This is a genomic window from Paraburkholderia sp. SIMBA_054 (assembly GCF_046534875.1).
GTDB classification, from domain to species: domain Bacteria; phylum Pseudomonadota; class Gammaproteobacteria; order Burkholderiales; family Burkholderiaceae; genus Paraburkholderia; species Paraburkholderia hospita.
The window spans coordinates 67562-80366 of the sequence record NZ_JAWRXV010000004.1 but is presented as its reverse complement, the minus strand read 5'-3'; the positions used below and the strand labels follow the sequence as shown (position 1 = coordinate 80366).

At 62.5% G+C, this 12805-nt stretch carries 10 protein-coding genes; 8 read left to right on the top strand and 2 right to left on the bottom strand.

The features are described 5' to 3' along the window. Positions 1-27: 27 nt before the first annotated feature. Genes SB822_RS06330 through SB822_RS06310 form a run of 5 tightly spaced genes read left to right on the top strand, consistent with a single transcriptional unit; the run spans position 28 to position 5805 of the window. Complete coding sequence (locus tag SB822_RS06330) at positions 28-660, top strand: cysteine dioxygenase family protein (protein WP_079501014.1); 633 nt, start codon at positions 28-30, stop codon at positions 658-660. Beyond that, complete coding sequence (gene metC / locus SB822_RS06325; protein WP_410854326.1) at positions 660-1850, top strand: cystathionine beta-lyase; 1191 nt, start codon at positions 660-662, stop codon at positions 1848-1850. Before SB822_RS06330 ends, metC begins: the two co-directional genes overlap by 1 nt. Before the next feature lie 35 nt (positions 1851-1885). Further along, complete coding sequence (locus tag SB822_RS06320) at positions 1886-3520, top strand: rhodanese-like domain-containing protein (RefSeq protein WP_410854325.1); 1635 nt, start codon at positions 1886-1888, stop codon at positions 3518-3520. Further along, the gene (locus SB822_RS06315; protein ID WP_410854324.1) at positions 3517-4368 is read left to right on the top strand and encodes a transporter substrate-binding domain-containing protein; all 852 of its coding nucleotides are present in this window, start codon (positions 3517-3519) and stop codon (positions 4366-4368) included. The genes SB822_RS06320 and SB822_RS06315 overlap by 4 nt, the downstream gene beginning before the upstream one ends. A gap of 3 nt (positions 4369-4371) precedes the next feature. Continuing rightward, positions 4372-5805 (top strand): NAD(P)-binding domain-containing protein, encoded by a 1434-nt coding sequence (locus tag SB822_RS06310; RefSeq protein WP_410854323.1) that lies wholly within the window; start codon positions 4372-4374, stop codon positions 5803-5805. A gap of 102 nt (positions 5806-5907) precedes the next feature. On the opposite strand, the gene SB822_RS06305 is transcribed toward SB822_RS06310, so the two are convergent. Both SB822_RS06305 and SB822_RS06300 read right to left on the bottom strand, forming a co-directional pair. Beyond that, entirely contained in the window at positions 5908-6189 is a 282-nt protein-coding gene (locus SB822_RS06305; protein ID WP_410854322.1) for a hypothetical protein, read from the bottom strand. Between the two features lie 152 nt (positions 6190-6341). After that, on the bottom strand, positions 6342-7361 hold the full coding sequence (locus SB822_RS06300) for a LysR family transcriptional regulator (protein WP_007580909.1): 1020 nt from the start codon (positions 7359-7361) through the stop codon (positions 6342-6344). A 178-nt stretch (positions 7362-7539) separates the two neighbouring features. On the opposite strand from SB822_RS06300, the gene SB822_RS06295 reads away from it, so the two are divergent. From SB822_RS06295 to SB822_RS06285, 3 genes are read left to right on the top strand one after another with little or no spacing between them, the layout of a single operon-like run. Further along, complete coding sequence (locus tag SB822_RS06295; protein WP_410854321.1) at positions 7540-8355, top strand: alpha/beta hydrolase; 816 nt, start codon at positions 7540-7542, stop codon at positions 8353-8355. Between the two features lie 30 nt (positions 8356-8385). After that, positions 8386-9561: an efflux RND transporter periplasmic adaptor subunit gene (locus tag SB822_RS06290; RefSeq protein WP_410854320.1), complete on the top strand. Its 1176-nt coding sequence runs from the start codon at positions 8386-8388 to the stop codon at positions 9559-9561. Between the two features lie 45 nt (positions 9562-9606). After that, positions 9607-12801: an efflux RND transporter permease subunit gene (locus SB822_RS06285; protein WP_410854319.1), complete on the top strand. Its 3195-nt coding sequence runs from the start codon at positions 9607-9609 to the stop codon at positions 12799-12801. Positions 12802-12805 lie beyond the last annotated feature (4 nt).

Sequence of the window (12805 nt, the reverse complement as noted above, 5' to 3'; positions counted from 1 at the left end):
TTTCAACGATCAATCATCCTCACGACCATGAGCACAATCACGAACGAAACCATCGATGCCGTCGGTGCGCAACGCCGCGAAGCGGTGCAGACGCTGCTTGCCGATGCGCGCAAGATCATTGAAGAGAAAGGCGTCACGCGTGATGCGCTCGCCGCGATCAGCGCGCAGCTGCTGGAACTCGCGACGCAGCGCACACTGTTCGATGCCGCCGATTTCCCGCCGCCGCAGCGCGACAGCGGCGACACGTCGACGCGCTACCGGCTCAATCCCGGCGAAGACGGCTTTGCGCTGTATCTGAATTCACTGCTGCCGGGCAAGACGACGATTCCGCACAACCACGACACATGGGCCGTGATTGCCGCCATCGATGGTGCGGAGCTGAACCGCGTCTACCGGCGCACGGACGATGGCCGCGACCCGGAGCGCGCGCAACTCGAACTGTCGCATGAAGTGGTCGTGCGGCCCGGCGTGCCGATCGCGTTTCTGCCGGACGATATCCACAGCATTCACGTCGGCGGCGCGGAACCGACGCTGCATTTCCATCTGTATGGCCGTCCGCTCGAAACGTTGACGGGTCGGCTCGGTTTCGAGCCCGGCACGGGCGTCGTCGTGCGTTATAACGCGACGCACATGCAACGCGCGACGCAGGCGGTCGGCTGATGGCGGCAACGGACGACCATCTGCTGACACGCGTTCTGCACGCCGGCGCGCCACCGTTCGAAGACGGCGCGGCGCCCGTCAACGTGCCCGTCGTACGCACGAGTACGGTGCGTTTCGAGAGCGACGCAGATCGCGTCGAGCTGCATCATCGGCGCGAAGCGGGCGAACCTGTCGGCACGTATGGACGGCACGGCATGGCGACGCATCGCGCGCTCGAAGCCGCGATTGGTGAACTGGAAGGCGCAAGTGAAGTGCTGCTCGCGCCTTCTGGTCTGTCGGCGATCACGCTGGTGTTTATCGCGCTGTTGTCGCCGGGCGATCACGTACTCGTGCAGGACAGTGTCTATGGACCGGTGCGCGAGCGCGCCGAGCCGCTGCTTACTCGGCTCGGCGTGTCGTTCAGCTATTTCAGCGCGAGCGAAGGCGTGCCCGCAGCGCACGTCAGACCGAACACGCGGCTGATCTACGTGGAGTCGCCATCGTCGTTCTTTTACGAAGTGATCGATCTGCCCGCGCTTGCCACGTTTGCGCGCGAGCACGGCATCCTGCTCGCGGCCGACAACACGTGGGGCGCGGGGCTGCTGTATCGGCCGCTTGCGCTCGGTGCGGATATCTCGCTGCAGGCCACCACGAAATATCTCGGCGGGCATTCGGATCTGATGCAGGGCGCGGTATCGACGGCCAATGCGACGCTTGCCCGGAAGCTGCGCGATACGCACGATGCACTCGGCCTGAGCGTGGGCGCGGACGATGCCTATCTCGCGCTGCGCGGCATCCGCACGCTCGCGGTGCGTCTCGCGCAACATGGCCGCAATGCGCTTGAAGTCGCGCAGTATTTGCAGGCGGAGCGCCATGCGGTTGCGCGCGTGTTTCACCCCGCGTTGCCTGACGATCCCGGCCACGCACTCTGGCGTCGCGATTTTGCGGGTGCCAATGGGCTGGTTTCGTTCGCGTTGCGACATGCGGACCACGACAAGGCGCGTGCGTTCATCGATGCGCTGCGTTTGTTCGGCATTGGCGCATCTTGGGGCGGCTACGAAAGCCTTGCATTGATCGCCCCACCGTCGCGTGTGCGCGAACACAGCTACTGGCGCGGCAGCGAGCCGGTCGTGCGCCTGCATGTCGGCCTCGAAGATCCTGCGGATCTGATTGATGATCTGAAGCAGGCGTTTCGCCGCGTCGTGCAATAGACGCGGTCACTCTCACTTCATTGCCTCTATTCCGAATGACAGACAGTTTTTCGCTGATACCTGCGACCACCGTGCGCGAATGGCTGAACGACGGCGACGAGATCGCGCTTTTCGATGTGCGCGAAGCCGGCGAGTTCGGCGAAGGTCATCCGTTCTTCGCGATTCCGCTGCCGTATAGCAGGCTGGAACTCGACGTGAGCCGGCTCGCGCCGCGCCGCGATGTGCGCGTCGTTTTGCTCGACGATGGCGCGAACGACGAAGCGATTGCGCGGCGCGCAGCGCGGCGGCTGCATGCGTTGGGCTATACGCGGGTTTTTCTGTTGCAAGGTGGCGCCCCCGGATGGTCCGCTGCGGGTTACACGCTGTTCAAAGGCGTGAACCTGCCGTCGAAAACCTTCGGCGAACTGGTTGAGCATGCGTACGACACGCCGCGCGTTTCGGCGGCGGAACTCGCACGTTTGCAGGCTGAAGGCAAGCCGCTCGTGCTGCTCGACGGCCGCACGGTCGAAGAACACAGGAAGATGACGATACCCGGCGCGGTGAGCTGCCCAAACGGCGAACTGGCTTACCGTATCGGCGCACTTGCAGGCGATCCCGAGACCCCCGTCGTCATTCATTGCGCGGGTCGGACGCGCAGCATAATCGGTGCGCAATTGCTGCGTAGCTTCGGTTTGCCGAATCGCGTCGTCGCGCTGGAAAACGGCACGCAAGGCTGGGCGCTTGCGGGCCTCACACTCGAGCATGGCAGCGTGAGACGTTATCCCGATACGGTCGATGAACGTGCATCTGCCGCCGCGCGTGAGCGTGCTTCCAGACTGGTGGAGCGCTTCTCGCTGAAAACGCTTGACGCAAAGCGCTCGCAGACATGGCTCGATGCGACGGATCGCACCACCTATCTCCTCGATGTACGCAGCGCCGATGAGTTCACGCGTGACGGCGTGCGAGCTGCCGTGCACGCGCCGGGCGGCCAGCTCCTTCAGGCGACGGATCAGACGATCGGCGTACGCAATGCGCGTGTGCTGCTGGTCGATCACGACGGCGTGCGCGCGCCTGTCATCGCCACATGGCTCGTGCAACTCGGCATCGAAACGGCGCTCGTTCCAGCGCAAGAGGCAAAGGCATTGCATCGCGCCGTTGTTGAAACACAAGGCATAGCAGAAAGCCAGATCGATGCGAACGAACTGCGCACGCTGCGAGGCACCCACGGCTTGCATCTGATCGATCTGCGCTCCAGCGCGGCGCATCGCGACGGCCACCCAGAAGGCGCGCGCTGGTCGATTCGTCCGAAGTTGCCCGACACGCTGGAGAGCGCGGCGCGATCCGAACGCATCGTGCTATTCGCGGATTCGACTGAACTGGCCGCGCTTGCGGCGCTCGATTTGCGCGAAGCCGGTTTCACAAGCGTATCGATCGCGGAGGCGGGCCTCGACACCTTCAAACAGGCAGGCTATCCACTCGAAGCCTCGCAGGCGTCGCCGCCGGACAGCGAACGCATCGACTATCTGTTCTTCGTCCACGACCGGCACGAAGGCAACCTCGATGCCGCGCGCGCCTATCTGGCATGGGAAACGGGCCTCATCGCGCAGTGCGCGCCGGACGAACTCCAACACTTCCGCATCGATGCGCAATCGTCGGGTGCGGATCTTCTTCCCGAGCTGACGCGTTCATGATCGCCCGTCTTTCGAAGCGCGCGCTGCGCGCAACCACGTTCTTGTCCTCCGTCGTCGCATGCATCGCATCGACAGGCACCGCGCACGCGGACGCCACGTTGGAGCGCATCAAGGCGCGCGGCACACTGGTCGTCGGTGTCGTGCTCGACGGCACCTACGGCACGCTCGATCCCGCGACGCGCAAGCCCATCGGCTACAACGTCGAGCTGGGCGAAAGCCTCGCGAGCCATCTCGGCGTGAAGTTCGAAGCGATCGAAGTGACGCCGCCGAACCGCGTGCAGTTCCTGCAGCAAGGCAAGGTGGATGCGCTGATCGCCAGCATGCAGTACACGAAGGAGCGCGACGAGATACTCAGCTACGTGCCGACGCCTTTCGAAGAGATCGGCGGCAGCGCGATGGTGCACAAGGACGGGGGCATCCACGACTGGAAGGATCTGCGCGACAAGCCCGTCTGCGTCTCGCAAGGCAGCAACTACACGAAGCCGCTGATCGAGCAATACGGCGCACAGGTCAAGGCATTCAAGGGCATGCCCGAAGCGCTGCTCGCGCTGCGCGGCGGAACGTGCGTCGCGTCGGTTCACGTGACGCCGGGCATAGAGGCGCGTCTTGCGAACCCATCGGGTGAATGGAAGGACTATGAATCGCCGATGCCGACGGAGCTGATTCCGTCGCCTTCCGTGATCTGGGTGCGCAAAGGACAGACCGATACCGTTGCCGCCTTCGACAAGATCGTCAAGGACTGGCATCGCAGCGGTTTTCTGATCGACGAAGGCAACAAGTGGCACATGCCGCCGTCGCAACGGTTGCAGGAATGGCACCGGCAATACGCCGCCAACAAGGAAAACTGACCCATGACACAGACTGCCGATGTGGACCTCGATGCACGCCGTACGCTCGATCTGCTCGGACCCGCGCCCGACAACTGGGTGCCGGACCGGCCGGGCGTCGATCACAACGTTTTTATCGTCGGCGCGGGGCAGACGGGCTGTGCGTTCGCGTTTGCGCTGCGGCGCGCGGGCATTGGCCGCGTCAGCGTGATCGATGCGGCGGCGGATGCGGCGAAGGCGGGCGTATGGCTCAACCGTGCGCGCATGAACAAGCTGCGTACGCCGAAGACCCTTGTCGGGCCTGAAGGCGGCTTACCGGGTTTGAGTTTTCGTGCGTGGTACGAAGCGCGCTTCGGCGCGGCGTCGTATCAGGACATCGACCGCATTCCGCGAGAGCGCTGGGCCGAATACCTCGCGTGGTATCGCGCGTTTCTTGAGATTCCGGTTCGCTATGGCACGCGTCTCGTGCGAATCGAGCCGAAGGGCACGCATTTCGCGCTCCATCTCGAAGTGGACGGCGTCGCGCGTGTCGAAACGGCGCGCAAGGTGCTGTTGTGCAATGGCGTCGCAGGCAATGGCGGCGCATTCGTGCCGGCGGTGCTCCAGAACTTGCCGCCGCAGCTTGTTGCGCATACGTCCGATCCAATCGATTTCGCGGCTTTGCGCGGCAAGTCGGTTGCCGTGCTGGGCGGCGCGGCCTCTGCGTTCGATGCCGCCGCGACCGCGCTCGAGGTGGGCGCAGCGGGCGTGCACCTGTTCGCGCGCCGTACGACGCTTGCGGCCACGCCCGTATCACGTGCGCGCGCCTATCCGGGCGCATACGACAACTACTTCGATCTGCCCGACGCGTTGCGTTGGGCGCAGGCGTTGCGCTTCAAACGCTCGGGTTCGACCGCACCGCCGGATTCGATCGAGCGCGTGACGCGCTTCGAGAACTTCCATCTGCATCTCGGCGCGCAGTGGGAAAGCGCGCGTGAAGCGTCGGGGCAGATTGCGGGTGCCGTGTCCGGCGAGACGTTTCGCTTCGACTTCGCCATTGCGGGCACAGGTTATTTCATCGATCCCGCCGCGCGTCCTGAGCTGGCTAGTTTCGCGTCGCACATCCTGTTGTGGCGCGACCAGTTCACGCCGTCCGGCGACGAGGCGGACGACGGGCTAGGCGCTCATCCGTATCTCGGCCACGCGCTCGAATACAAAGAGAAGATTCCGGGCGATGCGCCGTATCTGAAGGACATTCATGTGTACAACCCTGCGGGATTCGTCAGCGCAGGCGTGCCTGTCGGCGATGTGCCGAGCATGAAGCGCGATATTCCCGCCGTGGTTCGCCGCATCAGCCGCGACCTGTTTCTCGGCGATATCGATTTGCACGCGCAACGGCTCGCCGCTGACGTGCCTGCCGAGTTCGACGAGTCTCTGTATGCGTCAAATCTGTGGGGCAGGGAAACGTCGAGCGCATGACGATGGTGGTGTCGCGCTGCAACGAGAAGGGGCGTCGCAGAGACGCCTCTTTCTGTTTTAGCGCGGCTCGCGCACGGGGAGCCCGCTGGCTGACTGCTCTGCTTAACGCGCGATACGAATGGGTGGCGAATAAGAGCTAACCGTCGTATCGCCGCTCCCACCCGTTTGCGACGTACCTCTCGGGTCGCCACCAAAGCCCGCTTCGTCCGTGGCGGCTGAGTGACCCGGCGTGCGAAGGCTCTGTGCCGAGGGGCTGCCCTGATCGGCGGCTACGGGCGCCGTGCGTACCGGCGCTTGAGTGAGCGGTTGACTCGCCTGCGCGTAGGTGGACAGCGGGGTGGCGAAGATTGCCGCGATTGCGAGAGCTTGAACGGTCGATTTCATCGTGGAGTTGTGACGTTGGAGATAGACGGACACGATTGCCCACAGCGTGAGCGCAAGTGTATGAAGCGACATGCGAGCGATAAAGATGCACGTGCCGACATCTGTGTTCGGATGAAGTGAAAAATCGTCGCGGATTTCACCGGTTGCGGCGTTCAGGTGCTGACTGCCATGTCCAACTCATCGGAATAGACCTTGTCGACGAGTAGCGGCGATTGGGTCGCGGCCAGACGGTCGTCACGGGTCCTGTCAATCGGCGGACGGTTACGCGCGAATGCAAGCGGGGACTGTGCGCAAATTTCCGCCACCCATTCGACAAACACCCGGACCTTTGGGGCGAGATGCCGGTTGTGAGGATAGACGGCAGACAGCGGCATGGAGCGGACTTTCCACGGCGCGAGTATTTCCTTGAGATCACCCGCTTCGACATGCGATGCAAGCATGAACAACGGCGCCTGAATGATGCCGGCACCGTTGACGCCGCACATGACGTAAGCGTCTGCATCGTTGACGGCCAGGCCGCCATTCATTTTCATGTCCCTGCTTTCGCCATTCACGTCGAAGTTCAAGCCCAGGGTTCGACCGGTACGGCTGGAAAAATAGTGCACCGCGACGTGTTGCTCGAGTTCTTCGAGTGAGCGAGGTTCGCCGTAGCGAGCGAGGTAGGCCGGACTGGCGGCAGTGATGGTCGACAGGGCACCGAGCCGCCGTGCGACCAGTGTGGAATCGTCCAGATTGCCGACCCGGAGCGCACAGTCGACCCCTTCCTGAATCAGGTCCACGTGCCTGTCGCCGAAACCCAGCATGAGTTCGACGTGCGGGTGCCGCTCGCGAAATTCCTCAAGGCGTGGCATCACGATCAAGCGCCCCAGCGAACCGGGCATGTCCACTCTGAGTTTGCCCCGAGGGCCTTTGACGACATTGGCGAGGCTGTCCTCGATCTCGTCGATGTCGGCGAGCACCCGCACGCAACGTTCGTAATATCCCGCGCCTTCGGGCGTCAGGTTCAGGCGGCGCGTGGTTCGCTGCATCAGGCGCGTGTGCAGATTCGCTTCCAGATTCTTGATGATGGTGGTGGCCGACGCACGCGGAATGTCCAGAGCGTCCGCCGCGCGAGCGAAGCTGTTCATCTCGACGACCTTGGTGAAGACCTTCATCGCCAGGAGCTTGTCCATATTCCCTTACCTCACACAAATCAGCTGCAACTCGCTTTCGGACGCGGCAGGGCGGGAGATACCGGTGATTCTTCGGCTGCCGTGAATAGTGTTCTGGATTATAACCATTTATCTGTTTTTCGTCTTCGGACAGAATTGCTCGCATCGAAACATCCGGGAAGGCGCAGGCCTGCAGGCTATGTCAATCAATGTCGAACAGGCGATCGAAATTCAGAACGTGGATCTGGACGGCCACGCACAGGCCATCCGCTTGCGTACCTATCGTCCTCCAGGCAGGCGCGACGGGTTGCCTGTCGTATTTTTCTTTCACGGCGGCGGATTCGTTAAAGGAACGCCCGAGCAGTCCGATCCAATGTGCTCACAGATCGCGCTCCAGGTGCATGCACTGGTCGTCTCGGTGGGTTACTCGCTGGCGCCCGCATTTCCGTTTCCCACCGCGCTCCATGACGGATTCCTCGCTGCACAGTGGGTCGTCACCCATGCGCGCGCGCTTCATGCCGACGCGAAGCGAATGGCTGTCGCCGGGCACGACGCTGGCGGCAATCTGGCGACAGGTCTCGCGGCGATGGTCCGTGACCGTGCCTCTTTTCGTTTTCGTGCCCAGGCGCTGCTTGCGCCGCTGCTCGATCCAAGTATGACGCGCTTTCCAGATCTGGATGATGAGATAACGCTAGATATGTGCGCAGAGGAGTGCGCGTCCGGATATCGAGCGTATCTGCCGTTGGCGTCGCTGAGGCTTCATCCCTACGCCGCGCCAATCGAGTCCCTGCGTCTGGCGGGGCTGCCTGCCGCATTCATCGCCAGCGCGGAAAACGACCTGATGCACGTGGAGGCAGAGCGCTACGCCGCCGGACTGATCGCGGCGGGCGTGCCCACGATGGTCACACGCTACCGCGGCGTCGCGCACTACGAACTGGCGTCACGACAGGACGTCATCGCTGACGTTGCCGCCTTCTTCAGCAAAGAACTGGGCTCTGCGCCGAAGCGTTCCTGATTCATGTAGCCAATAAATGGGAGTTTGAAAATGCCGTCAAAGCGTAGGCTGGTCGCCGCCAGCGCGGTCTTACTGGTCATTGCCGCGGGCACTGCCGCGACATATCACGTGCGTGGCAGCGCGCCTCTGAGCGAGGCGGCCGCCGCTGCAGCGCCGCCGGCTGCGGACGTGGATGTCGCGCCCGTGGTCTCGCAGACCATCACCGACTATCAGGCCTACTCGGGCCGCATCGAGGCCATCAACAACGTGGAGATCCGGCCGCTCGTTTCCGGAACGATCGTCGCCGTCCACTTCCACGACGGCGCGACGGTCAGAAAGGGCGACCTGCTCGTCACGATCGACCCGCGTCCGTATCAGGCGGAGGTCGACCGGGCAGCAGCGCAACTCGCTTCGGCGGAGTCCCGCAACGGTTATGCGACGTCGGACTGGGCTCGCGCGCAAAGGCTGCTGACGGACAACGCCATCGCCAAACGCGACTACGACCAGGCGCAGAACGCGAATCGCGAAGCGGTGGCAGCCGTGAAGGCGGCGAAAGCCGCGCTTGAAGCAGCGCAGATCAATCTCGGCTACACCGCCATCACGGCGCCCGTGTCGGGACGCGTATCCCGCGCGGAACTGACGGTTGGCAACATCGTTTCGCCGGGAGCCACTGCGCCTGTGCTGACAACGCTCGTTTCGACATCGCCCATCTATGCGTCGTTCGACGTCGACGAGCAGACGTACCTGCGCTTTCTCAGTCGCGACTCGAAAGTGACGGTACCCGTCTCCGTCGGACTCGCTAACGAGACGGGCTATTCGCGGCAGGGCGTGATCGATTCCGTGGACAACCGGCTCGACACCAGTTCCGGGACGATTCGCGTGCGCGCGCGTTTCGACAACGAGGACGGCGTGCTGGTCCCGGGCCTTTACGTGCGGGCTCGCGTTGGCGGCGGTGTGCCGCATCAGGCAGTGCTGGTCAGCGACGCAGCCATTCAGACCGATCAGGACAAGAAGTTCGTGCTGCTGGTGGACACGGAGAACCGGGTCCGTTACCGCGAAGTGAAGCTGGGCGACCAGCATCAGGGTTTGCGCGTCATCACGGGCGGTCTGCAACCGGGAGACCGCGTCGTCGTGAACGGCATACAGCGCGTTCGTCCGGGCGATCCCGTCAAGCCCAACCCGGTGCAGATGCTGGGCGACACCGCCTCCACGACAAGGGCTTCCTGAGTGCGCGCATTGCGCATGGCCCTTTATGCCTAGCCAGAGAATGTCATGAACCTCTCCAAGTTTTTTATCGAACGCCCGATATTCGCGGCTGTCCTGTCAGCAATGATCTTGCTGGCGGGGCTGATCTCGATGGTCAATCTGCCCATCTCCGAATATCCAGGCGTGGTCCCTCCGTCCGTCGTGGTGACGGCGCAATACCCCGGCGCCAACCCGAAGGTGATTGCCGAAACGGTGGCTTCGCCGCTCGAAGAACAGATCAACGGTGTCGAAAACATGCTGTACATGCAGTCGCAGGCGAATAGCGACGGCACGCTCACATTGACGATCACGTTCAAGCTCGGCACGAATCCCGACCTCGCGCAGCAGCAGGTGGAAACGCGCGTGAACCAGGCGCTGCCGCGCTTGCCCGAGGACGTGCAACGCCTTGGGGTCACGACGATCAAGTCGTCGCCGACGCTTACGATGGTTGTCCACCTTGTTTCGCCGAGCGAGAAATACAACAGCACGTATCTGCGCAACTATGCGCTGATCAATGTTCGCGACCGGCTCGAGCGTATTCCCGGCGTTGGGCAGGTCACGCTGTGGGGTTCCGGGGACTATTCGATGCGCGTGTGGCTCGATCCGCAGAAGGTGGCCGAGCACAACATGACCGCCAACGATGTGGTGACGGCGATCCGCGACCAGAACCTTCAGGTGGCCGCCGGCCAGGTGGGTGCGTCTCCGTCGACGCCCGATGCACCGCTGCAACTCAACGTGAATGCGCAGGGTAGACTCGAAACGGAAGACGAATTCCGCGACATCGTCCTGAAGACATCGCCCGATGGCGCGGTGACGCGACTCAAGGACGTCGCGCGCGTCGAAATGGGGGCATCCGAATACGCACGCCGTTCGCTGCTGAATAACAAGTCGGCGGTAGCGATGGCGATCTTCGAGTTGCCGGGAGCGAACTCGCTGGACATTTCGGAACACGTTCGCGAGGCGATGAAGGCACTCCAGGCTGACATGCCGGAAGGCGTGAAGTACGACATCGTCTATGACCCGACGCAGTTCGTGCGTTCGAGTATTCATGCTGTGATTCACACTTTGCTGGAAGCCATCGCGCTGGTCGTGCTGGTGGTCATCGTGTTCCTGCAATCGTGGCGCGCGTCGATCATCCCCTTGCTCGCCGTACCCGTTTCGATTGTCGGCACGTTCTCGCTGTTGCTTGCATTTGGTTTCTCGATCAACGCGCTGTCGCTGTTCGGCATGGTGCTGGCAATCGGCATCGTGGTCGACGACGCGATCGTGGTGGTCGAGAACGTCGAACGCAATATCGCTACGGGCCTGACTCCGAAGGAGGCGACCCATCAGGCGATGCAGGAGGTGAGCGGGCCGATTATCGCCATTGCCCTGACGCTGATTGCCGTGTTCGTGCCGCTGGCCTTCATGAACGGCCTGACGGGCCAGTTCTACAAGCAGTTCGCCATGACTATCGCCATTTCGACGGTCATTTCCGCGTTCAACTCGCTGACGCTTTCGCCCGCGCTTTCCGCGCTGTTGCTCAAAGGGCATCACGACCCGAAGGATTGGCTCACGCGTGCAATGGATCGGGTGTTCGGTCCGTTCTTCAACGCATTCAACAAGGTATTTCATCGCGGCTCCGAGTCGTATAGCCGCGGCGTATCGAAGGTCGTCAACCGCAAGGTCGTGATTCTTGCGATCTATGCCGTGTTGCTGGGGCTGACCGTGCTCATGAGCAAGGTCGTGCCGGGTGGATTCGTTCCCGTTCAGGACAAGCAGTACCTGGTCGCGATCGTGCAGTTGCCGAACGGCGCGTCGCTCGACCGCACGGAAGATGTGGTGCGCGAAGTCGGGGAGATCGCGCTGAAGACGCCCGGCGTCGAATCGGCCGTGCAGTTCCCCGGCTTGTCGATCAACGGCTTCACCAACTCGTCGAGTTCGGCCGTCATCTTCTTTGGCGAAACGCCCTTCGAAGAGCGCAAGGGCAAGTCGATGAACGGACTGAGCATTGCCGCCGAACTGAACAAGCGGCTGTCCGGCCTCAAGGGGGCGTTCGTCGCAGTGTTTCCGCCACCACCCGTTCTCGGTTTGGGCACGCTGGGCGGCTTCAAGCTTCAGATCGAAGACCAGCAGGCCCAGGGCTATACCGCGCTCAACAACGCGACCCAGTCGTTCCTCAAAGAGGCAGCGAAGACACCTGAACTCGGCCCGGCGTTCTCGACGTACCAGATCAATGTGCCGCAAGTGAATGTCGCCGTGGACCGCGTGAAGGCCAAGCAATTGGGTATCTCCGTGAACGACATTTTCGCCACGATGCAGGTCTATCTCGGCTCGTTCTATGTGAATGACTTCAACCGCTTCGGCCGTGTCTATCAGGTGCGAGTGCAGGCGGATGCGCCTTTCCGCGCGCACATGGACGACATCGGACTGCTGAAGACGCGCAACGACAAGGGCGAGATGGTGCCGCTGTCGACCCTCGTGAAAGTCACGCCAACCTACGGTCCTGACTCGGTGGTCCGATACAACGGCTATACGGCGGCGGATATCAACGGTGGTCCTGCACCGGGCTATTCGTCGGGGCAGGCTCAGGCCGCCATCGAAAAAGTCGCCGCCAAAACCTTGCCGCGAGGGATGAAGTTCGAGTGGACCGATCTGACGTATCAGCAGATTCTTGCGGGTAATGCGGCGCTCTGGGTATTCCCGATCAGCGTTCTGCTCGTCTACATGGTGTTGGCCGCAATGTATGAAAGCCTCACGTTGCCACTCGCCATTCTGATGATCGTACCGATGAGCGTGCTGTCCGCGCTGCTCGGCGTCTGGTTGACTCACGGCGACAACAATATCTTCACGCAGATCGGCCTCATGGTGCTGGTCGGGTTGTCCGCGAAGAATGCGATTCTGATTGTCGAATTTGCCCGGGAACTGGAAATGGAGGGGCGCTCGATCGTCCAGGCCGCGATCGAAGCAAGCCGGCTGCGTTTGCGCCCGATCCTGATGACGTCCTTCGCGTTCATCATGGGCGTGGTGCCGCTGGTGGTCTCGAGCGGCGCGGGTTCGGAGATGCGTCACGCGATCGGTATTGCCGTGTTCTTCGGGATGCTGGGCGTCACGCTGTTCGGCTTGCTGCTGACACCCGTCTTCTATGTCGTTCTGCGAAAGCTCGACAGGAAAGAGCACATCGTGGACAAACACGGACATCACCCGCACGTTCGCGGTGTCGATGCTTCCGTCGAAGCGTGAGGAT